General features: G+C 69.1%; 20 protein-coding genes, 1 tRNA gene and 1 pseudogene. 8 read left to right on the top strand and 14 right to left on the bottom strand.

The features are described 5' to 3' along the window. Positions 1-39: 39 nt before the first annotated feature. Together thrS and AB4Z01_RS16645 are read right to left on the bottom strand one after the other, a co-directional pair. Positions 40-2055, bottom strand: coding sequence for a threonine--tRNA ligase (gene thrS, locus AB4Z01_RS16650; RefSeq protein ID WP_441695552.1), 2016 nt, complete (start codon positions 2053-2055; stop codon positions 40-42). 75 nt (positions 2056-2130) lie between these two features. After that, on the bottom strand, positions 2131-3081 hold the full coding sequence (locus AB4Z01_RS16645; RefSeq protein ID WP_441695550.1) for a lysophospholipid acyltransferase family protein: 951 nt from the start codon (positions 3079-3081) through the stop codon (positions 2131-2133). A gap of 242 nt (positions 3082-3323) precedes the next feature. Here AB4Z01_RS16645 and AB4Z01_RS16640 point away from each other — a divergent pair, with 242 nt between their 5' ends. Both AB4Z01_RS16640 and AB4Z01_RS16635 read left to right on the top strand, forming a co-directional pair. Continuing rightward, positions 3324-4046, top strand: a complete 723-nt coding sequence (locus AB4Z01_RS16640) for a hypothetical protein (protein WP_441695548.1) — start codon at positions 3324-3326, stop codon at positions 4044-4046. Then, complete coding sequence (locus AB4Z01_RS16635) at positions 4043-5062, top strand: mitochondrial fission ELM1 family protein (RefSeq protein ID WP_441695547.1); 1020 nt, start codon at positions 4043-4045, stop codon at positions 5060-5062. Before AB4Z01_RS16640 ends, AB4Z01_RS16635 begins: the two co-directional genes overlap by 4 nt. Here AB4Z01_RS16635 and AB4Z01_RS16630 read toward each other — a convergent pair whose 3' ends face one another. The 10 genes from AB4Z01_RS16630 to AB4Z01_RS16585 form a co-directional block, all read right to left on the bottom strand. Next, positions 5063-5971 (bottom strand): hypothetical protein, encoded by a 909-nt coding sequence (locus AB4Z01_RS16630; RefSeq protein ID WP_441695545.1) that lies wholly within the window; start codon positions 5969-5971, stop codon positions 5063-5065. Positions 5972-5989: 18 nt separating this feature from the next. After that, the gene (locus AB4Z01_RS16625) at positions 5990-6886 is read right to left on the bottom strand and encodes a hypothetical protein (RefSeq protein ID WP_441695543.1); all 897 of its coding nucleotides are present in this window, start codon (positions 6884-6886) and stop codon (positions 5990-5992) included. A 48-nt stretch (positions 6887-6934) separates the two neighbouring features. After that, the gene (locus AB4Z01_RS16620; RefSeq protein ID WP_441695542.1) at positions 6935-7906 is read right to left on the bottom strand and encodes a hypothetical protein; all 972 of its coding nucleotides are present in this window, start codon (positions 7904-7906) and stop codon (positions 6935-6937) included. Continuing rightward, positions 7875-9413 carry an MBOAT family O-acyltransferase gene (locus tag AB4Z01_RS16615; protein ID WP_441695540.1) on the bottom strand — a complete coding sequence of 513 codons (1539 nt, stop codon included), beginning with the start codon at positions 9411-9413 and terminating at the stop codon, positions 7875-7877. Before AB4Z01_RS16615 ends, AB4Z01_RS16620 begins: the two co-directional genes overlap by 32 nt. Before the next feature lie 103 nt (positions 9414-9516). Then, positions 9517-10404 (bottom strand): hypothetical protein, encoded by an 888-nt coding sequence (locus AB4Z01_RS16610; protein WP_441695538.1) that lies wholly within the window; start codon positions 10402-10404, stop codon positions 9517-9519. Then, entirely contained in the window at positions 10397-11113 is a 717-nt protein-coding gene (locus AB4Z01_RS16605) for a hypothetical protein (protein WP_441695537.1), read from the bottom strand. The genes AB4Z01_RS16610 and AB4Z01_RS16605 overlap by 8 nt, the downstream gene beginning before the upstream one ends. A 436-nt stretch (positions 11114-11549) precedes the next feature. Then, positions 11550-12383, bottom strand: a complete 834-nt coding sequence (locus AB4Z01_RS16600) for a hypothetical protein (protein WP_441695535.1) — start codon at positions 12381-12383, stop codon at positions 11550-11552. 227 nt (positions 12384-12610) lie between these two features. After that, positions 12611-13354 carry a hypothetical protein gene (locus AB4Z01_RS16595; protein WP_441695533.1) on the bottom strand — a complete coding sequence of 248 codons (744 nt, stop codon included), beginning with the start codon at positions 13352-13354 and terminating at the stop codon, positions 12611-12613. A 9-nt stretch (positions 13355-13363) separates the two neighbouring features. Further along, the gene (locus AB4Z01_RS16590) at positions 13364-14569 is read right to left on the bottom strand and encodes a glycosyltransferase family 4 protein (protein ID WP_441695531.1); all 1206 of its coding nucleotides are present in this window, start codon (positions 14567-14569) and stop codon (positions 13364-13366) included. A gap of 75 nt (positions 14570-14644) precedes the next feature. Continuing rightward, positions 14645-15427 (bottom strand): arginine deiminase family protein, encoded by a 783-nt coding sequence (locus AB4Z01_RS16585; RefSeq protein WP_441695529.1) that lies wholly within the window; start codon positions 15425-15427, stop codon positions 14645-14647. A 141-nt stretch (positions 15428-15568) separates the two neighbouring features. Here AB4Z01_RS16585 and AB4Z01_RS16580 point away from each other — a divergent pair. The 3 genes and pseudogenes from AB4Z01_RS16580 to AB4Z01_RS16570 all read left to right on the top strand — a co-directional run bounded on the left by AB4Z01_RS16580 (position 15569) and on the right by AB4Z01_RS16570 (position 16516). Beyond that, positions 15569-15661, top strand: a tRNA-Ser gene (locus tag AB4Z01_RS16580). Positions 15662-15772: 111 nt separating this feature from the next. Beyond that, positions 15773-15955: pseudogene (locus tag AB4Z01_RS16575) on the top strand (GIY-YIG nuclease family protein); the annotation flags it as partial. Between the two features lie 90 nt (positions 15956-16045). Beyond that, positions 16046-16516, top strand: coding sequence for a GFA family protein (locus AB4Z01_RS16570; RefSeq protein WP_441695626.1), 471 nt, complete (start codon positions 16046-16048; stop codon positions 16514-16516). A 10-nt stretch (positions 16517-16526) separates the two neighbouring features. On the opposite strand, the gene AB4Z01_RS16565 is transcribed toward AB4Z01_RS16570, so the two are convergent. After that, positions 16527-16856, bottom strand: a complete 330-nt coding sequence (locus tag AB4Z01_RS16565) for a hypothetical protein (protein ID WP_441695527.1) — start codon at positions 16854-16856, stop codon at positions 16527-16529. A gap of 173 nt (positions 16857-17029) precedes the next feature. Here AB4Z01_RS16565 and AB4Z01_RS16560 point away from each other — a divergent pair, with 173 nt between their 5' ends. From AB4Z01_RS16560 to AB4Z01_RS16550, 3 genes are all read left to right on the top strand, one after another. Further along, complete coding sequence (locus AB4Z01_RS16560; RefSeq protein WP_441695526.1) at positions 17030-17434, top strand: SRPBCC family protein; 405 nt, start codon at positions 17030-17032, stop codon at positions 17432-17434. Between the two features lie 127 nt (positions 17435-17561). Further along, positions 17562-19229, top strand: coding sequence for an MFS transporter (locus AB4Z01_RS16555; RefSeq protein ID WP_441695524.1), 1668 nt, complete (start codon positions 17562-17564; stop codon positions 19227-19229). Between the two features lie 90 nt (positions 19230-19319). Beyond that, complete coding sequence (locus tag AB4Z01_RS16550) at positions 19320-19970, top strand: response regulator transcription factor (protein ID WP_441695522.1); 651 nt, start codon at positions 19320-19322, stop codon at positions 19968-19970. Between the two features lie 5 nt (positions 19971-19975). Here AB4Z01_RS16550 and AB4Z01_RS16545 read toward each other — a convergent pair. Then, positions 19976-20477: response regulator (locus tag AB4Z01_RS16545; RefSeq protein ID WP_441695520.1), on the bottom strand; the 502-nt coding region annotated here is incomplete at its 5' end.

Below are 20477 nucleotides of genomic sequence, written 5' to 3'. Positions count from 1 at the left end.
CTGGGCCCGTCGCGGGTCGGCAGGGCATTGGTTGGTAGTCTAGCTATGGATAGCCTCCGTCAATTGCTGCGACCCCGTCTGCACCTCCCCCGTCTTGGATGTCAACGGTGATCGCGCCTCTGCCACAAGTTTATGAAGCGCCTCGCCCAGGGCAAGGACTTCCTGCGCCTCGCCCCCCAGGCGGCGCAGCGCCACATTCCGGTTCTCCGCCTCGCGTTTTCCGACCACGAGCATGAGCGGCACCTTCTTCAGGCTGTGCTCGCGGACCTTGTAGTTGATCTTCTCGTTGCGCAGGTCGATCTCGGCGCGGATGCCGGCGGCGAGCAGCGCCGCATGCACCTCCTGCGCGTAGCCGTCGGCCTCGCTGGTGATGGTCGTGACCACCGCCTGCACCGGCGCCAGCCACAGCGGCAGCTTGCCGGCATAGTTCTCGATCAGGATGGCGATGAAGCGCTCCAGCGACCCCAGGATCGCCCGGTGCAGCATCACCGGCCGGTGCTTCGCCCCGTCCTCGCCGACATAGGTCGCGTCCAGCCGCTCCGGCAGCACCGAGTCGAACTGCAGCGTGCCGCACTGCCAGGTCCGGCCGATCGCGTCGGTCAGGTGGAACTCAATCTTCGGGCCGTAGAACGCGCCCTCGCCCGGCAGCTCCTCGAATTCCAGCCCGGCCGCGACCAGGGCGTCGCGCAGCGCCTTTTCGGCGATATCCCATTGCTGGTCCGACCCGGCCCGGACGTCGGGGCGCAGGGCCAGCTTCACCGCCACATCGGGGAAGCCCAGGTCGCGGTAGACCTCGTACTGCAGCCCGATGTAGCGCGCCGACTCCGTCACCGACTGCTCCTCGGTGCAAAAGATGTGAGCATCGTCCTGGGTGAAGGCCCGCACCCGCATCAGCCCGTGCAGCGCGCCCGAGGGCTCGTTGCGGTGGCAGCTGCCGAACTCCGCCATCCGGATCGGCAGGTCGCGATAGCTGACGATGCCCTGCTTGAAGATCTGCACATGGCAGGGGCAGTTCATCGGCTTGATGCCGGACAGCCGCTCCGGCGAGCCGTCCTCCTTCTGGCCGATCGCCACCTTGAACATGTTGTCGCCATACATGTCCCAGTGGCCGGACGCCTTGAACAGGCTGGAATCGACCAGCTGCGGCGTCTTCACCTCGACATAGTCGGCCCGGGCCAGCTTCTCGCGGATGTAGTTCTCCAGCGTCCGGTACAGGGTCCAGCCCTTCGGATGCCAGAACACGCTGCCGGCCGCCTCCTCCTGCAGATGGAACAGGTCCATCTCGCGGCCCAGCTTGCGGTGGTCGCGGCGCTCCGCCTCGGCCAGCTGGTGCAGATGGGCGTCGAGCTCCTTCTGGTCGCGCCAGGCGGTGCCGTAGATCCGCTGCAGCATGGCGTTGCGGTGGTCGCCGCGCCAATAGGCGCCGGCCACCTTGGTCAGCTTGAAGCCCTGCCCCACCCCGCCGGTGGTGGGCATGTGCGGGCCGCGGCACAGGTCCAGCCAGTCGCCCTGACGGTAGACCGAGATACTCTCGCTCTCCGGCAGGTCCTGGATGATCTCGGCCTTGTACTTCTCGCCCCTGTCCTTGAAGAACTCGATCGCCGCAATCCGGTCCCACACCTCGCGGGTGAAGGGCGCGTTGCGGCCGATGATCTGGCGCATCTTTGCCTCGATCTTCTCGAGATCGTCGGGCGTGAACGGCTCGTCGCGGGCGAAGTCGTAGTAGAAGCCGTTCTCGATCGCCGGGCCGATCGTCACCTGGGTGCCGGGATACAGCTGCTGCACCGCCTCGGCCATGACATGCGCGGCGTCGTGCCGGATCAGCTCCAGCGCCTCGGGCGAGCTGCGGGTGACGATGCCGACCTTGGCGTCGCGGTCGACCACGGTCGCGAGGTCCGACAGCTTGCCGTCGATGGTCAGGGCGATCGCCGCCTTGGCCAGGCTCTTGGAGATGTCGGCGGCGATCTCGGCGCCTGACATCGGGCGGTCGAAGCGGCGGACCGCGCCGTCCGGCAGGGTGATGGCGATGCCGCCAGGGCTCGACAGCTCGGCCATGAGTCTATCCACGTTCTATCGTCCGGAGAGGGCGAGGCACTGTAAGGGCCGAGGGCAGCCTGTCAAGCGGCGCGCTCATGCCACTTGCGACGGCGAGGACTGGCGCATCACCCGCGGCGGCTTGATCGGCCGCTTCGGGGTCAGCCGCCAGCGCTTGTGCAGCCACAGCCACTGTTCGGGCCGGGCCCGAATCCAGCCTTCAACCACCTGGTTCAGCCGGATCACGCCCTCCTCCACATCGGCCTTGCGGTCGCCGCTGCGGGGAATGTCGAGCGGCGGGTCGATCACCGCGCGATAGCGGGCGCCGCGGGTTCGCTCCACCCGCATCGGCAGCAGGGCGCAGTTGAAGTGGTAGGCCATCTCGACCGCCGCCGGCGAGGTCAGCGCGTCCTGGCCGATGAACGGCACCCTCAGCCCGCCGGTGTAGCGCTGGTCGACCATCACCCCCAGCACGCCGCCGTTGCGCAGGATGCCGAGCGCCCGGCGCGCGTCGTTGCCGGCCATGCGCTTCTCCAGAAGGCCGGTGCCGAGGGAGCTGCGCACGCTGCGGACCAGACGGTCGACCAGGCGGTTGTTCAGCGGACGCACGAAGATGGTCAAGGGGGCGCCGTGGCGGGTGGCGACGATCGGGCCGGCCTCCCAATTGCCGAAATGGGCCAGCGCGATGATCACCGGCCGTCCGTCGGCCCGCGCGGCCTCGTAGTTCTCGATCCCGTCGACGGTGATCCGGTCGGCCCGGCGCGACTCCGCCCGGCCGAGCGCCCGCAGATGCGGATACTCGCCCATCACCCGGCCGAGATTATCCCACATGCCGGTGAGGATCTCACGCCGCTGCGCCGCGGTCAGCTCGGGCATCACCAACTGCAGGTTGCGGTCGCCATGCCGGGTGGCGCCGATCCGCATGCCGATGGTCCGCGCCGCCCAGGACCCGAAGCTCGAGGCGACGTCGATCGGCAGGCAGCGCAGCAACCCGTAGACGGTGTAGGCCAGGGCCGCCTGCAGCGGATGCACGACATAGGCCCGCATCAGGCGCGGCCATGCCTTCCGCAGAGGCTTCAATCTGTTGCGTAGTCCGCGCATCGGAAGAATTCGAGATCGAGATTCGCTCAACGCGAAAATTGGGAATGTTGCCGGACAAAGGCAAGCTCGCGACCGGGAGTGGGAGCCATGCAGAGATCGCCGGCCCGCCGGGCGCGGCGGCACGTCGCTTGAGCCGGACCGGACCCGCATGCTAACCCGGCGGTCAAGCGAACGGAAAACACTCCCCAATGGTCAACGTCATATGCGCGAAATGGGGCCCGAAATACGGGCCTGAATACGTCAATCGGCTGAAGTCGATGGTCAGCCGCAATTTGGCGCGGCCACACCGTTTCGTCTGCTTCACCGACGACCCGACCGGCCTCGACCCCGATGTCGAACATTTCCCGATGCCGGTGCTGCAGGTGCCTGAGCCGCACCGCAACCTGCCCTGGCGCAAGGTGACGCTGTTCGGCCAGCCGCTCGGCGACCTGGAGGGGCCGACGCTGTTCCTCGACCTCGATATCGTCGTTGTCGACAGCCTGGACCCGTTCTTCGACCATCCGGGCCGGTTCTGCGTCATCCACAACTGGACCCATCCGGACCGCCGCGTCGGCAACACCTCGGTGTACCGGTTCGAGATCGGGGCGCATCGGGACGTGCTGGACAACTTGGTGGCCAACCACCGCCAGATCTTCGCCCGCTACCGCAACTCGCAGACCTACGTCTCGGACCACATCGGCGAGATCACCTGGTGGCCCGATGCCTGGTGCGTGAGCTTCAAGAAGCACTGCATGCCAGGGGGCCCGTTCGGCCTGTTCAACTGGTTCATGACCCCGCGCCGCCCGGACGGGGCCCGGATCGTGGTGTTCCACGGCGACCCGAAGCCGGAATACGCGATCAGCGGTCATTGGCCGGGGCGCTGGTCGAAGCATGTGCGTCCCACCCCCTGGGTGGCCGAGCACTGGGGTTGACCGACCCAGCCGACATCTCCGCGCTGCGCTGCTGGATCGTCAGCGAAAGCAAGGCCGGCACCATCGCCCAGTGCCGCGGCGTGGCCGAGAAGCTCGGCGTCGCCACCGAGACCCGGCTGGTGCGGCGCCCCGACCCGGCCAAGTCCGGGCTGGCCCGGCGCCTGGACCGCCGCTGGACCCATATCCGCAACGTCCATCTGAACCGGATCCGGCCGCCCTGGCCGGATCTCGCGATCTCTTGCGGCCGCCAGGCGGAACCCGCAGTGATGGCGGCGACGCGCCGGTCCCGCGGCTCGATCTTCACCGTGCATCTGCAGATCCCGACGGTCGGCTTCGACCGGTTCGACCTGTGCTTCGTCGGCCGGCACGACTGGCGGCCGGAGTTCGACGGCCGCGACGACGTGCTGCCGATGGTGGGCGCGCCGCATCGCGTCGACGCCGCGTTGGTCGCCGGCCACCGCGCCGCGGCGGAGCAGCGCTTCGGCGCCCTGCCCGGCCGCCGGGCGGCGGTGATGATCGGCGGCCCCAACCCCGGCTACGCCTTCTCGCCGGGGCGCATCGACACCATCATCGCCCAGCTGCGCGAGCTGCAGGCGGAGGGGTGGAGCCTGCTGGTCACGACCTCGCGCCGCTCCGATCCCGCCGTGCTGCCGCGGCTGCAGCGGGCGCTGGCCGCCGACCGCGGCTTCGTCTGGGACCGCACCGGCGAGAACCCCTATTTCCAGTACCTGGCGATCGCCGACGCGGTGCTGGTGACGGTCGATTCGATCACCATGACCTGCGAGGCGGCCTCGACCGGGACGCCGGTGTTCTCGATCCCGCTGGACGAGACGCCCGGCCCCTATCTCGGGAAGTTCCACCGCTTTCACCGCGACATGCAGGAGACGCTGGGGCTCACCCGGCCCTTCACCGGCACGATCGAGCCCTACGTCTATGCCCCGCTGGACGAGGCCGGCCGCATCGCCGGCATCATCCGCGAGCGGATCGCCGCCGACCGGCAGCGCCGGGTTTCGTAGTCAGCTTGTCCAACGCGCCAGTCGGCGGCGCCAGCGCCGGCGCGCGTGGTCCAACTGCTCGCGCAGCACCCCGCGCGGCGTGACCGCGGCCGGCAGAGTGAAGGGTTCCGCGACCGCCTGCGGCACCCGGTCATGCGGCAGGTCCAGGAGCCGGGCGAAAGGCTCGCCGGTTGCGATCTCCTCCGGCGTCCACTGGCACCAGGCCAGGCGCTCGAACACCGGCTCGCGCTCCGGATAGGCCGGGCGGTCGACATCGGTACCACGCCGGCACAGCTCGTGGCAGATCAGGGTCGGCCCGCAAAAGAAGGCCGGCACGCCGGCGATCAGGCCCTTGATCGCGGCCGTGCTGGTCCAGGTCACCGTGCACCAGGCGCCGCGCAGCTGCTCGTCCAGCGGGGCCGTCGTCTTGCGGGTCCGGCGTAGCACCGGGCGCTGGGTCTGCAGGATCAGGCTGTAATCCCAGCCTTCCGGCATGCGCCGGAAATCCTGGTCGGCCCCCTTCAGCTTCTGGCCGATGACCAGGATGTGCTCGCCGCCGCGGCTCCAGTCCCGCATCGGCACGTCCCAGCCACGCCACCGCTCCGGCCCGCCCGACGGGAACCGCCCCTCCCCGTTCCAGCCGTCCAGCGCCACCTGGAAGAAGCGCCGCGGGCCTATCGGCGACAGCCAGCCATTCTCCATCACGATCGCCCGGCCGCCGACCGCCTTGATGGTGCGCAGCGCCGCCAGCCGCTCCGTGCCCAGGAAGGGCGACCAGCAGATCAGGACGTCGTCCGGGCCGGCATCGCGGTCGGGCATGCCGATCGTGACCGGGCCGAGCCGGCGCGCCCCGGCCGCCACCTCGTCATAGGGCTTGACGTTGGTCTGGCCGGGGGATGGCGGGTCGCCGAGGACGATGAAGATGCGCATGCGTCGATGGCTCCGGCGTCAGGACATGCCGAGCCGGCGGCGGACCGGATGGTCCCCGGGCAGGCGCAGGGCCAGGTCGCGCACGCGGCCCAGCAGCGTGTAGTGCGGGCGGATCGCGGCCGGCTCATCGAGCCGCACCGGGGCGCCGTCATGCGGCAGGTCGAGCAGCCGCCCGAGCGGCTCACCGGTCGCGATCTCGGCCGGGCTCCACTGGCACCAGGCGAGGCGCTCGAACACCCGCAGCCGATCGGGGTAGATCGGCGCCTCGACGTCCAGGCCGGGCCGGGACAGCTCCGGGCACAGCGTGTTCGGGCCGCAATGGAAGGCCGGGATGCCGGCCACCAGCCCCTGGATCGCGGCCGTGCTTGTCCAGGTCACCGTGCACCAGGCCCCGCGCAGGTCCTCCGCCAGCGGGCGCGCCGCGCCCGGCATGCGGCGCAGCACCGGCCGACGGGTGTCCAGGCGCAGGCTCTGGGCCCAGCCCGGCGGCATGCGCCGGGCGTCGCCGATCGACTGGGCCTTCTGGCCCAGCACCAGGACATGCCCGCCCCGTCGCTGCCAGTCCTGCAGCGTCACGCCCCAGGCGGCCCAGCGCGACGGCCCGCCATCCGCAAACCGGCCGGTGCCGTTCCAGCCGTCGAGCGCAAACTGGAAGTGGCGGACGCCGCCCGGCGGCGACAGCCAGCCATTCTCCAGGATYACGGCCCGCCCGCCCGCCGCGCGCACGTCGCGGACCGCCGCCCAGCGCTTGGACAGCCGGAACGGCGACCAGGTGATCAGCACGTCCTCGGGCCCGAACCGCTCCGGCAGCTCCGTCGCGGTCGGCCCGAAGCGCTCGCAGGCGGCGATGCATTCGCGCCAGGGCTTGCGGTCGCCCTGGGGCAGATAGACGAAGAAACGAAGCGTTGCTGGCATCTTACGAATTTGTATCCGACAACTCGCCGAGCGGGGCAAGCCTCGCGCTCAGGTGCCGGGGCCGGAGACGGGGCGGCGCCGGAGCCCGACGCCGGCCTGCTCGATCGCCGTCATGATCAGCGCCCGGTGGATCTCGCTGTATTGCGGCCGGCGGGAGGGGATCACATGGTCCTCGGAATCGCCGACATCGGACCGCGGCATGCAGACCGGGGTTCCGGCCACCGGAATCAGCCCGGCCTGGCGGGCGACATCGGCGATGGCTGCGGCATAGCCTTGGGACTCCCTGCATTGCGGATCCAGATAGGGACCACTGGCATAGAGGCAGGTCAGGGCCTGGTCACGGCAGAAATCGCCGATGCGGCGCAGCGATGCGGCCGCGTCTTTGCGCACCGCGCGGGGTTCGTAGGTCCGCGGATACAGCGGTCCGCCGAACCGGGCCGGGTTCTGCGGCACGTAGTCGAGCCGGGCGATGGCGGGGTCGATGGGCTCGCCGGTCGCCGCCGCCTGCAGCATCCCGGCCGGGATGTCCCAGGTGGCCAGCGAGGACAGCATCTCCTGCGGCGGAACGCCGGCGAGGTCGCCCAGCGTCTCGGCGGTGTAGAGCGCGCCGGGCCAGGATGGCCTGCGCCGCATCATGTCGAGCGTCTGCATCACCACCACGACGCGCGGCCGGGTCTGGCGCACCGCGCGCTTCAGCATATTCAGCGTGCCCTCGAAGCCATAGGTGCCGACCAGCGGCAGCGACATGACCGAAAGGCCGAGCCGGCGGCTCCAGTCCCGGGCATCGATGCCGTTGCCGAGCGAGCTGTCGCCGACCAGCAGGATGTCGACCTGCCGGTTATCCTCGATCTTCTCGATCTGGTACCGCAGCAACTCGGATTCCCGCCATTCCGACAGGCCGTTCTGCATGCCCCACAGCGACAGCGCGCAGATCGCGGCCACCAGCGCCACGGCGGCCGCCGCGCCGGTCAGCAGGTAGCGGCGCGCGTCAGAAGCGGAAATAGATGAATTCGGAGACATCGTTCAGCTTGAGAATGCAGGCGGCGAGCAGGAGACCGATCGTGGCCGCGGCGACCGGATGCGGCCGCCAGGCCGGGACCAGCCGCCCGAGCGCCGGCGGCTCGATTCCATCGGCATAGCCGCGGGTGGGCAGGCCGACGCCGTAGCGCCGGAACAGCGTCTGGATATTGGGCAGGCACAGGCACGCCGCCAGGCCGGCGGCCCCCGCCGCCAGCGACAGCCAGACGTTCCATGCCGTGCCGGGAAGCAGCGCGCCGAGGATCGTCTCCAGCGTCGCCGACGGGGCATAGTCCAGCGCCGGTTCGTGCAAGCCCCCGGCAACGCCGAACAGCCCGGCATAGATCCGGCCGGCGGTGGCGATGTCGGCGGCCCGGAACGGCACCCAGGCCAGGATCACCGTCGCGGTGGTCAGCAGCCAGGCCAGGATGGCCGGCGTCGGCACATGGAACCGGCTGGCCCGCCACGCCTGGCAGGCGACGATCAGCAGGCCGTGCAGCGCCCCCCACAGGATGAAGGTGAAGCCGGCGCCGTGCCAGATGCCGCCCAGCAGCATGGTGACGAAGACGTTCAGATAGCGCCGCCCCGGCCCATGCCGGTTGCCGCCGAGCGGGATGTACAGATAGTCGCGCAGGAAGCGGGACAGGGTGATGTGCCAGCGCCGCCAGAAGTCGACGATCGACAGCGACCGGTAGGGCGAGGCGAAGTTGATCGGCATCTGGATGCCGAACATGCGGCCGAGGCCGATCGCCATGTCGGAATAGGCCGAGAAGTCGAAATAGATCTGCAGCGCATAGGCGACGGCCGCCGCCCAGGCGTCAAGCAGGCCCGGCTGCGTGCCCTGCGCCGCGGCGTTGAACACCGGCGAGGCGATCAGGGCGAAGCTGTCGGCGACCAGCACCTTCTTGGCCAGGCCGATGGTGAAGATCGACAGGCCGACCGCCAGATCGCCGATCCGCGCCGTCCTGGCGCCGCTGGCGAATTGCGGGATCAGCTCGCGGTGGTGGACGATCGGGCCGGCGATCAGATGCGGGAAGAAGACGACGAACAGCGCGTAGCGCGGCAACGGCCAGGGCTCGCCCTCGCCGCGGGCGACGTCGACGAGATAGGCGATCTGCTGGAAGGTGTAGAAGGAGATGCCGATCGGCAGGGCGATGTGGATCGCGATCGCCGGCCAGCCGAAGGCATCCGCCGCCGTCTGGGTGACGAAGCCGGTGTATTTGAAGACGAACAGGAACAGCAGGTTGCCGGCCACGGCCAGCCGCATCCAGGCCCGCCCGCGCGGCGTCAGCCGGTGGCGGTAGATCACCCCGGCGAGGTGGTGGTTGAGCACGATCGCCGCGAGCAGCAGCAGCAGCTCGACTTGGGCCGAGGCCCCATAGAACACCAGCGAGGCGACCAGGAGGGCGGCGATCGCCCAGGAGATTCCGGCAAAGCGGCGCGCCGCCATCCACAGCGCATAGGTCAGCGGCAGGAAGAGCAGGATGAAGGCGTAGGAGTTGAACAGCATGGACGGCAGGAGACCTCGGACGACCCGAGGTCATCCGCTCGGGCGGCCAGATAATGCACAAATCCGACGATCGATCCACCGGCACCGGCGATTCGCGGCGTCCCTACCCGATCAGGCGTTCCGCGATCCGGTCCAGCGGCTTGCGGCCGGCCACGGCCGCCCGCACCCGTCCGGCCATGGTCCAGGCCGAAGGCACCGCGTCGGGATCGATCAGGATCTCGGGCTGGCCGTCATGCGGCAGCGACAGCAGCCGCGCGAAGGGCTCGCCGGACCGGATCTCCTCCTCGGTCCACTGCATCCAGGCATAGCGGCGGAACACCGGCTCGCGGTCCGGATAGATCGGGTTGTCGACGTCGAGGCCGCGCCGCATCAGCTCGCCGCAATTGATGTGCGGTCCGCAATAGAAGGCAGGGACTCCGCGGATCAGCGACTTGATCGCCACCGTGCTGGTCCAGGTCAGCGTCGCGAAGGCTTCGTCGAGCTGCCGGTCCAGCGGCGCCTCGGTGAACCGCGTCCGCCGAACCACCCGGCGCGCGGTCCGGGGCGCGACGCTCTGCGCCCAGCCCGGCGGCATGGCGCGGGGATCGAGGTTGATTCCCTTCGGCCGCTGCTCGACCACCAGGATGGTCTCGCCGCCGCGGCGCCAGTCGTGCAGCGGTATACTCCACGAGTCCCAGCGGCTGCCGTCGCCGGCGGGGAAATCGCCGGTGCCGTTCCAGCCATGCAGCGCGAGCTGGAAGTATTTTCGCCCCTGGACCGGCGACAGCCAGCCATTCTCGCCGATGATCGCCCGCCCACCGGCCGCCCGGATCTGGCGGTAGATGTCGCTGCGGAAGGTGCCGCGAAACGGGGCCCAGAGAATCGCGATGTCGTCCGGCTCGAACCGGGCCGGCGTGCTCATATGGACCGTGCCGAGACGGGCCGCGCCTTCGGCCAGCGCCGCACCGGGCTTGCCGATGGTCACGCCCCAGAACACGAAGATCCTAGCCATGCGTGCCGTCGCCGCGCGCCTCGGCATAGATGGCATGCGGCTGTTCGAGATCCAGCGCGTAGTTTGCCTCCAGCGCCGAGGCAGCACGGGAGAAGACGGCCCCCTCCTTCAACGCCCCCTTCGCCGACCAGATGAAGCTGTCCTCGTCGAACGCGACATCGACCAGGCCGGCTGGCATGTGCTGCCATCGGATCCGCGGCTTGAGCCGCCGGCGGATGACATACAGATAGTAGATGGCCGGCTGGTCGACATGGTCGGTCGGCCGCATGTGCAGCGCCCGCCAGACGACGGATGCCAGCTTCTCGCAGAAGCCGAGCGATTCCTTGGAATGGCTGACGCCGACGGCACCGGCCATCACCCGGCGCCAGACCCTGCGCTCGCCGAGCCGGAAATGCAGCGTCACATCGGCCCGCTCGATCATCCGGAAGACCTGGCCCAGCGGCCGGCGGACGATACCGTCGATATCGACGCACAGGATCGGCGCCTTGCAGGCCAGCAGCAGGTGATGCAGGACCAGGAACCGCGCCGCCGAGAAATAGACCGGCTTGGGCAGAGACAGCCGCCGGTAGGAATCATCCTCCCAAGTGAAGGACAGCTTCACATGGCACAAGGACCGGCGCATCCGGTCGATATGGTCGAGGGTCTCCTGGCAGGGCCCGTACAGATGGAGATGGATATGGAGCGGCTCCGCCAGCTGTTCGGCGGACAAGAGGAAGCTCGGCGCGAATTTCTTGTAGTAGCCGTCATCACAGCCGCAAAACAGAACCCCTGGTGTCCCCATGTCCGGCGTATTGCCGCGAATCTTCAAACGATAGTTCTTGACGGCGTCCCTTGCCCGTGAGTCGGTCAAATTTTCCAGAAGAACGGAAAAGGACAATCGCTTTAGAAACCATCGGGACAATCTCTTGAGTGAATGACCGCTCATGACGCCTTGTCCGAAATCCTATGCCCTTTGAGGCGGCGGCGATCGTCTGTCACCTCCCGCTGCACCACTCACCGACAGGCTGGCGGAACGAGAAATACCACACTGTGCCCGGTATCACATCCGCTTTGCGGCAACCCGGCCCTCCGCCCACCATGGGCGCATTGTGGGACGGAACTATGGGCAGGATCATGGCACGACCGTGAATTTCGCACGGCCCTCATCACCCGGATTCCCGCCAATACGCCTCCTGCCGCTCCAGGACCAGATCGGCGCCCCGGCTCCGGCCCTCCTCCTTCCGTCCGCCTTTGAGATGATCCATGAACCGGCCGAGGGGGGAATTGATCAGCACATGCGGCACCTTCAGCCCCAGCCCGCCGGCGATGTCGTAGGATTTGTGGCCTCGGCGCTCGGTCTGTTTCCGGACGATGTCGAACAGATAGGAGTCGTGGAACTCGTATTCGTGGAACATCTCGTCCCGGGTGTAGAGCCGCTCGAACTCCGCCAGCATCTCGCGCGTCGCCGGATGGCTCAGATTGTAGGCGACGAAGCCGCATTCGGAATGTATCCGCCGGCGCAGATAGCCGACGAAGCAATCGGTCGGGATGAATCCCTCGATCTCGTCCCGGCCGACATCGGAGAAGAACCGGGTGTCGGCATCGATCCAGATCAGCACGTCGATCTCCGCGGCCGCGGCGGCGTGGAAGATGGCGAAGCTCTTATGCGCGAACCGCACCGCATTCCAGCGGTAGCCTTCGCCCCAGCGCTTCTCGCCGAGCTTGAAGCGCAGCTTCGCCAGATCGTAGCTCAGCCGGAAGCGCGGGCGCCGGGTCAGCCCATGGGCCAGCGGGTTGTCGGCGTGGCGGTGCTTGAACTCCGCCAGCTCCGGCGAGCTGGCGATCAGATCGCGCACCTCGATCCGGCCGGCGGGCAGCCGGGGCATGAAGCCTTCGCAATACAGCAGCAACGGCACCTCGGCCGGCCAGTGCCGATCGAAGCTCTCGACCATGCGCCGCCCATAGGCTTCGTATCCTGCGGTGTTGCAGGTCGTGACCACGGCGAATCTCCGCCTTCGCCTGACTGGCTGAACAATCATGCCCTGCGATTCTTTGAGAACATCCCCGGTTGGCGGCGAGCATAGTGGGTTCCGGAAGTATCCGCGATCCCGATTTTCGCGATTTGAACAGCCATACATATTCTGATAGCCGAGATCGCGAGACGCCGCCGCCGCGGCCCCTGCCGGAAAGCCATCCTAGGGGAGCATCACGCGCCCACCGAAATTCGTCATGGCAGCGGCCCCGGCTTCGCCAGCACCGTGTCGTAATCGGCCCGGTCCAGCCCCATCACCGCGCCGCCCCGGCCGACATTGCGCAGGACCCGGCCATCTGCCTCGAACGCCCGGCGCAGGATGCCGAACTCGCGCCCATAGATCTCGTCCTCGGGGCGGACGTACTGATTCGTCTCGCTCTGCCCGGCGGCATAGAAATAGGTGGTGTCCTGCGCGTAATCGAGGTCGACGCCGAGGATGTAGGCCTCGGCGAAGCCCATGTAATGGGCGATCTGGGCGGCGAACAGGATCACCGTCGAATCATTGCCCAGGCCCTGCCAGGGGCGGTGCCGGAAGCCCTGCTTGCGCAGGCCGCCGCGATAACCGGGGAAGGTCACCACCCGCTCGGCCGGCGGCCGGAACTCGGGCCGGGCGGCGATGGTGTCGCGCACCAGATAGGTGCCGACCGGCAGGGTCGAGACATCGGCCTTGATCCGGTCCCAGCCGCGCAGGTCGCTGAGCACGTAATAGGGAATCGGTGCCGGCAGCCCGTGCTCCAGCGCCTTGTAGCCCTTCTTGACCACGAAGAACTGTTCGCCGGCCAGCTTCGACAGGTCGAAGTCGAGCAGCGACGGCGCATTGCCGAGCAGGAAGCAGCGTTGGCCGCGATGGCGGTCCTTCAGCGCCATGATCCGGCGGGTGCGGCCGGGCGCGGCCAGGGCCCCGGCCAGGGCATAGGTCTTGGCGAGCAGCGGCAGCATCGCGACCCCTCAGCCCTCGGCCGCCGCAGGCGCGCCCAGCAGCTCGCGGTAGACCGCCAGGGTCGAGCCGGTCATCGCCTCCTTGGTGTAATGCGCTGCGACCGTGGCGATCGCGCGCTCCGCCATCCACCCCCGCTCCTCCGGCGTCAGCGACAGCGCATGGTCGATGACGGCGGCCAGGGCGTCGGGATCGCCCGGCGGCACCAGCCAGCCGGTCTCGCCCTCGGCCACCAGCTCGGGCGGGGCGCCAATATTGGTGGCGATCACCGGCCGGCCCAGCGCCATCGCCTCCACCACCACGCGGCCGAAGCCCTCGGGGTCGGTCGAGGCGTGCACCACCACGTCGGACAGCATGTAGGCGGCCGGCATGTCGTCGCAGTGGTCGACCAGCTGCACCACGCTGTTCAGCCCCTTTGCCGCGATCCGGTCGAGCAGTTCCTGACGGTAGCCGCTGCGGCCCTGGTCGCTGCCGACGATCAGGCAGCACAGGTCCTGCCGGCCGAGCCGGGCCAGCGCGTCGATCACCACGGTCTGGCCCTTCCACCGGGTCAGGCGCCCTGGCATCAGCACCACCGGCCGGTCGTCCGGCACCCGCCAGGCGCGGGCCAGCCTGATCATCCGCTCGGCCGAGACCGCTTCGATCGCGAATTGCCGCAGGTCGACGCCGCGCGGGATGGTGCGGATCCGCGCCGGATCGGTGCCGTAGCTGTCGACGATATAGCGGGCGACGTAGTCAGAGATGGCGATCACCCGGTCGCCGCGCCCCATGATCGCATTGTACAGCCGCTTGGCCGCGCTGTGCTGGTTGTAGGGCGCGTGCACGGTGGTGACGAACGGGATGCCCAGGCGCCGGCAGGCGGCGTGGGCGCTCCAGGCCGGGGCGCGGCTGCGGGCATGCACCAGATCGACGCCGCGCTCGCGGATCACCGCCTCGAGCCGGCGGATGTTGCGCCAGATCGTGACCGGATTCTTGCCGGCCAGCGGCAGGGCGACATGCTCGGCCCCGGCCCGCGCCAGGTCGCGCAGCATGGCGCCGCCGGCCGAGGCCACCAGCGCCTTGCCGCCCGCCGCCTCGATCGCCGCAGCGACGTCGACGCAGCCCCGCTCCGCCCCGCCGGTGCCGAGCGCCGGCAGCACCTGAAGGATGGTGCGTCCGCGCAGATCGACCGGGGATGCGTCGGCCGCGTCGTCATATGGCAGGAGTTGAGCGGTCACGGGATCCGATGGTACCGGGCGAACAGGGCGCGCACCCTACATCAGCGGCCACAGGCGCGCCATTGCCCGGAATCGTCAGGCAGGGCTGCGCCAGCGCAGCGACATGCAGGACAGGCCGGCGTCGAGCTTGCCGGTCTCCGCGACCTGCAGCGGCACCACGCGGTAGCCGAGCCGGTCGAGCGCCTCGGCGGTGCGCGGGAAGGCGGCGCCGACCAGGACGACATCGTTGACCCGGAGCGCGTTGGCGGCCGCGTCCTCCCCCTCCGGCACCCGCACCACGCGCATTCCGGGGAAGAAGCCGGCCAGCGCCTCGGTCGCCAGCACCGTCTCGCTGTCTAGCAGCGAGCAGGCGGTCTTGAAGTGCAGCACGCCGGCCGGCGGAGTCACCACCTCCGCCTTGCGGCCGAGCTCGGCCAGCAGCGCCGCGAGCGCGCCGGCGCCGCGGGCGTCGGTGCGGGCGGACAGGCCGATGATCACGGCGCGCGGCGTCACCAGCACGTCGCCGCCCTCGGCGAAACCGGCCTCCAGCGCCAGCACCCGTTCGAACCGCGCCGTCAGGGCCGCGGCGATCTCCGCCGCCTCGCCCAGCCGCGACGGCGCGCCGGGGCGCAGCAGGATGGCCCCTTCGGGGAAGGTCAGCGCCGGGTCCTCGACGAAGACGGAATCGGGGAAGCCCTCGAGCAGCGGCAGCACCTCGACCGCCACGCCCGCCTGCTCCAGCGCCGCGACATAGGCGGCGTGCTCGGCCCGGAACCGGGCCATGTCGGGCGCGCCCCGGTCGACGGCGCGCAGCCCGTCCACCGCGGACCCGGCAGGCTGGCGCGCCAAGGCGCGATCGAACCGGAACACCTCGGCCATCTTCTTCTCCCAACTTCCCTGTTTTGTGGCGCAGACTCTAGCTTGCAGTGCGGCGGCCGACCATGCCGGAAGCGGCGTGAAAAATCGCGCATTTGCCCGCTTGCCGAAGCGGGGCCTCATGGCTATTGTCCCGCCTCCAGCGGAGGGGTGGCCGAGTGGTTGAAGGCGCTCGCCTGGAAAGCGGGTATACGGTGTTGAGCCGTATCAAGGGTTCGAATCCCTTTCCCTCCGCCACCCTACGCCTTCGGCTTCGGGTGGCAGGCCACTCTCGGGTGGACTGGCACACGAAGGCGACTTAGGCGTAGGAGTGTCCCCCGAAGCCTTGGCGAAGGGGGACGAAGGTAGATGTGGTACGTCTACTTTCTTGAGCTCAGCAACCATGACGTCTATGTGGGCTCGACGAACGATCTGAAGCGACGCGTTTTCTCCCACCAGAACGGGGATGTCACTTCGACGCGCGCTTTTCGTCCGGTCACGCTGCTCTCCTATATCGCGGTCAGAACCGAAACAGCCGCTCGCACGCTGCAAAGGTATTTCAAGTCCGGTTCTGGCAAGGCTTTCGCTAAAAAGCGTTTTGGTCTTCGTGGCCAAGGCCCACTCCCAGGGCGAAAGGATGGAATGACCGACTCCCTCGAAGGCCGCTGCGCCTGCGGATCCATACGGTACCGCCTGCTGTCGCCGCCGATGGTCGTGAATTGCTGCCATTGCCGCGATTGTCAGCGGCAGACCGGCAGCGCGTTCGTGCTCAACGCCCTGATCGAGGCCGACCGGGTCGAGCTGCTGTCGGGAGAGCCCGAGCCCGTCGCCGTACCGACCGACAGCGGCGAGCCGCACGTCATCCACCGCTGCCCCGCCTGCCGCACGGCGCTGTGGAGCACCTATGGCGGCCGCACCGCGATCCGTTTCGTCCGCGTCGGCACGCTGGACGACCCGGCGGCGCTGCCGCCCGACGTGCACGTCTTCATTCGATCGAAGCTGCCCTGGGTGGTGCTGCCGGAAGGCGTCCCCGCCTTCGAGGTCTACTACGAGATGGAAACGCTCTGGCCGAAGGCCAGCCTGGAGCGCCGGCGCAAAGTCCTGGGCGGTTGACCCGCCGCCGTCAGGCAAAAGCCGGCCGGGCGCCCTCGCCCATCCCGCGCGGCAGCGCCGCCACCGAAAGGTCCACCGGCGCCGGGGCGAACAGCAGGTCCGGGCGCGCCATGGCCCAGGCCTTGTCCTTGGCCAAGGTCGCCGGGCGGTTGTCGGTGCGGCACAGCATCAGGGCGCCGGAGGGGTGCCGCCACAGGTCGAAGCCGAGCAGGTCGGGGAACTCGCGCAGCGCCGCCTGCAGCAGCGCCGCCGGGCCCTCCGCCGCCAACAGCCGCCGCGACAGGGTGTTGCGGTAGAGCTTCAGACCATCCCGTTCCCGGACTTCCCGCGTGACCGCCATTTCCGGATCTCCCTCGTCCGGGGCCGCGACGCCTCGCGGCCCGACGGAGAGAACATAGTGCGAACGTAGCGGCGAGTCCAGCAAAAGGAACAATTCGGGAACTGGCCGTTTCGTTCAAGCCGCGCGGCGCGGCAGGGCGCAGACTGCAGGGACATCGACCATGGAGGCCCGTCATGAGCCGAGCCCTGCCCTCCCGCACCCTCAGCATCTGGATCGACCGCGACCCCGACGCGGTCTATGCCTTCCTCTCGGTCCCGGAGAACTTCATGCAATGGGCCAGCGGCCTCGCCGATTCGCTCGAGCGCGACGGCGACGGCTGGGTCGCCGAGACGCCGGAGGGGACCGTGCGGGTCCGCTTCACCCCGCCCAACCCGTTCCGCATCGCCGACCATTGGGTGATCCCGCCGGGCGGTGCTGAGATCGCCCTGCCGATGCGGGTGCTGGCGAATGGCGGCGGCAGCGAGGTGACGTTCCATCTGTTCCGCCAGCCGGAGATGGACGATGCCCGCTTCGCCGCCGATGCCGACTGGGTCGGGCGCGACCTGGCGACGCTGAAGCGGGTGCTGGAGAGGGCATAGACGAACGTCGAATACGTCCCGCACCGGCGCGGCTGCTAAAGTTTCGCTCGAGCGCGTCGCACTACAGGGCCGTTTGTCCTCACAGAATCGGCGCGCCGACCACAATGATCAGGGGGAGGATGCGTCGATGACCGCTGCGTCAGGCGCCGAAATTCGAGCACCGTTGCGAACCCTCAGCAGAGCCGAGGAGCGCAAGGTCATCTTTGCATCGTCGCTCGGGACGGTGTTCGAGTGGTATGACTTCTACATCTACGGCGCGCTCGCCACGTCGATCGCCAAGAACTTCTTCTCCGCCGTCAACCCGACCGCGGCCTTCATCTTCACCCTGCTAGCCTTTGCCGCCGGCTTCTTCGTCCGCCCGTTCGGCGCGCTGGTGTTCGGCCGCCTCGGCGACCTGGTCGGGCGCAAATACACCTTCCTGGTCACCATCGTGATCATGGGCGTGTCGACCTCGGCGGTCGGCTTCCTGCCGAGCTACGCCTCGATCGGCATCGCCGCGCCAGTGATCCTGATCCTGCTGCGGCTGCTGCAGGGCCTGGCGCTGGGCGGCGAATACGGCGGCGCCGCGACCTATGTCGCCGAGCACGCCCCCAACGGCAAGCGCGGCCTCTACACCGCCTGGATCCAGACCACCGCGACGCTGGGCCTGTTCCTGTCGCTGATCGTCATCCTGGTCTGCCGCGCGTCGATGGACGCCGCGACCTTCGACATCTGGGGCTGGCGCATCCCGTTCCTGCTCTCGATCGTCCTGCTCGTGATCTCGATCTGGATCCGGCTGCAGCTCAACGAATCGCCGCTGTTCCAGCAGATGAAGGCCGAGGGCAAGGGCTCGAAGGCGCCGCTGACCGAATCCTTCGCCAACCGCGGCAACCTGAAGCTGGTGGCGCTGGCCCTGTTCGGCCTGACCATGGGCCAAGCCGTGGTCTGGTACTGCGGCCAGTTCTACTCGCTGCTGTTCCTGACCGCCACGCTGAAGGTCGACCCCCAGACCGCCAACCTGCTGGTGGCCGCGGCGCTGCTGGTCGCCACGCCGTTCTTCCTGGTGTTCGGTGCCCTGTCCGACAAGATCGGACGCAAGCCGATCATCATGGCCGGCTGCCTGCTGGCGATCCTGACCTACTTCCCGCTGTTCCAGGCGCTGACCCACTACGCCAACCCGGCGCTGGAGGCGGCGCAGGCGTCGTCGCCGGTGAAGGTGATCGCCGATCCGGCCGAATGCAGCGTGCAGTTCAACCCGGTCGGCACGTCCAAGTTCACCAGCTCCTGCGACATCGCCAAGGCCGCGCTGGTCAAGGCCGGCGTGCCCTACAGCAACCAGGCCGCGCCCGCCGGGTCCAAAGCCGAGATCGACGTCGGCAGCACCCGCGTCACCGCCTATGACGCCACCGCCGCGGATGCGGCGACCGCGGGCCCCGCCTTCACCAAGGGCCTGGGCGACGCGCTGAAGACCGCGGGCTACCCGCCCTCGGCCGATCCGGCGCAGATCAACCACTTCATGGTGTGGCTGATCCTGTTCGTGCTGGTGCTCTACGTCACCATGGTCTACGGCCCGATCGCGGCGCTGCTGGTGGAGATGTTCCCGACCCGCATCCGCTACACCTCGATGTCGCTGCCCTACCACATCGGCAATGGCTGGTTCGGCGGCTTCCTGCCGGCGACCGCCTTCGCCATCGTCGCCGGCACCGGCAACATCTACAGCGGCCTGTGGTACCCGATCATCATCGCCGGCATCACCCTGGTCATCGGCACCCTGTTCGTGCGCGACACCCGGCACGTCGATATCCGGGACAACTGATCCGGACGAAAACCTCGGCCAGGAAACCTCAACTTGTGTCGGCCCGGAGGCCGCGCCCAGAATGGCGCGGCCTCTTTTCTATGGACCGATATGACCGATGCGACCGTCGTTCTGATCGCCGACGACCATCCGCTGGTGCGCCGCGCCTTGGCCGAGACCCTGGCCGAGGTGATGTCGCCCGCCCCTGCCGTGATCCAGGCCGGCAGCTTCCCGGAGGTCCTGGCCGTCCTCGGCGACCGCACGGTCGACCTGCTGCTGCTCGACTTGTCGATGCCCGGCATGAACGGCTTCACCGGCCTGGCCGCGCTGCGCGCCGCCTTCCCGGCCGTCCCGGTGATCATGGTCTCGGCCAATGAGGAGCCCGCGGTGATCCGCCAGGCGATGGAGTTCGGCGCCTCCGCCTACCTGCCGAAATCGACGCCGCTGGCCGAGATCGGCGACGCCATCGAAAGCGTGCTGGGCGGCGGCGTCTGGTTCCCTGAGGCGGCGACCGGCCCGTCCGCCGACGCGCCCGAGCGCAGCGAGCTGAGCCGCCGCGTGGCCGAGTTGACGCCGCAGCAGTTGCGCGTCCTAGTGCTGCTCACCGAAGGCAAGCTGAGCAAGCAGATCGCCTTCGAGATGTCGATCACCGAGGCCACGGTGAAGGCGCATCTGTCGCAGATCTTCCGCAAGCTCGGAGTGCAGAACCGCACTCAGGCGGTGATCGCGGTGCGCCAGCTCGGGTCCATCGCCGGCCACTGATCCCGTCACGCGGCGGGCACCTGGCGCGCGGCCAGGCGCTGTACCAGCAGCGCCCGCAGCGCCGCCGGCTTCAGCGGCTTGTGCAGCAGCGGCAGGCCGCGGGCGCGGGCGGCGGCCTTCAGCGCCTCGGAGCGGTCCGCCGTCACCAGCGCCGCGGCCAGCGGATGGCCGACCGCCGCCTCCAGCGAATCGAGGACCTCGAGCCCCGTCTCCATCCCGGCGAGGTGATAATCGAGCAGCACCATGTCCGGCGTCCGCCCGAGCGGCTGCAGCACCTCCGTCGCCCCGGCCGCATCGGTCGCCGCCAGCACGGTGCAGCCCCAGCCCTCCAGCAGCAGCCGGGTCGCGGTCAGGATGGCGTGGTCGTTGTCGACGCAGAGGACCAGCCGCCCGGCCAGGTCGGTCGCCGGCGATCGACGCCGGGGCGTCTCGGCCGGGCGCGCCGCGACCGGTGTCTCCGACAGGGGCAGCACGACCTCGAACACGCTGCCGCGGCCAGGCCAGGAG

Source organism: Inquilinus sp. YAF38, assembly GCF_052113205.1.
Taxonomy (GTDB): Bacteria; Pseudomonadota; Alphaproteobacteria; order DSM-16000; family Inquilinaceae; genus Inquilinus.
Note: the sequence above shows the minus strand (reverse complement) of the source record. Positions and strands in the feature narration are given on the sequence as shown.

What these genes read in the sequence shown, in the direction of transcription:
- thrS (WP_441695552.1), bottom strand. Translation starts at nt 2,055, where the DNA reads ATGGCCGAGCTGTCGAGCCCTGGCGGCATCGCCATCACCCTGCCGGAC.
- AB4Z01_RS16645 (WP_441695550.1), bottom strand. Translation starts at nt 3,081, where the DNA reads ATGCGGGCCTATGTCGTGCATCCGCTGCAGGCGGCCCTGGCCTACACC.
- AB4Z01_RS16640 (WP_441695548.1), top strand. Translation starts at nt 3,324, where the DNA reads ATGGTCAACGTCATATGCGCGAAATGGGGCCCGAAATACGGGCCTGAA.
- AB4Z01_RS16630 (WP_441695545.1), bottom strand. Translation starts at nt 5,971, where the DNA reads ATGCGCATCTTCATCGTCCTCGGCGACCCGCCATCCCCCGGCCAGACC.
- AB4Z01_RS16620 (WP_441695542.1), bottom strand. Translation starts at nt 7,906, where the DNA reads ATGTCTCCGAATTCATCTATTTCCGCTTCTGACGCGCGCCGCTACCTG.
- AB4Z01_RS16615 (WP_441695540.1), bottom strand. Translation starts at nt 9,413, where the DNA reads ATGCTGTTCAACTCCTACGCCTTCATCCTGCTCTTCCTGCCGCTGACC.
- AB4Z01_RS16610 (WP_441695538.1), bottom strand. Translation starts at nt 10,404, where the DNA reads ATGGCTAGGATCTTCGTGTTCTGGGGCGTGACCATCGGCAAGCCCGGT.
- AB4Z01_RS16595 (WP_441695533.1), bottom strand. Translation starts at nt 13,354, where the DNA reads ATGCTGCCGCTGCTCGCCAAGACCTATGCCCTGGCCGGGGCCCTGGCC.
- AB4Z01_RS16585 (WP_441695529.1), bottom strand. Translation starts at nt 15,427, where the DNA reads ATGGCCGAGGTGTTCCGGTTCGATCGCGCCTTGGCGCGCCAGCCTGCC.
- AB4Z01_RS16570 (WP_441695626.1), top strand. Translation starts at nt 16,046, where the DNA reads ATGACCGACTCCCTCGAAGGCCGCTGCGCCTGCGGATCCATACGGTAC.
- AB4Z01_RS16565 (WP_441695527.1), bottom strand. Translation starts at nt 16,856, where the DNA reads ATGGCGGTCACGCGGGAAGTCCGGGAACGGGATGGTCTGAAGCTCTAC.
- AB4Z01_RS16560 (WP_441695526.1), top strand. Translation starts at nt 17,030, where the DNA reads ATGAGCCGAGCCCTGCCCTCCCGCACCCTCAGCATCTGGATCGACCGC.
- AB4Z01_RS16555 (WP_441695524.1), top strand. Translation starts at nt 17,562, where the DNA reads ATGACCGCTGCGTCAGGCGCCGAAATTCGAGCACCGTTGCGAACCCTC.
- AB4Z01_RS16550 (WP_441695522.1), top strand. Translation starts at nt 19,320, where the DNA reads ATGACCGATGCGACCGTCGTTCTGATCGCCGACGACCATCCGCTGGTG.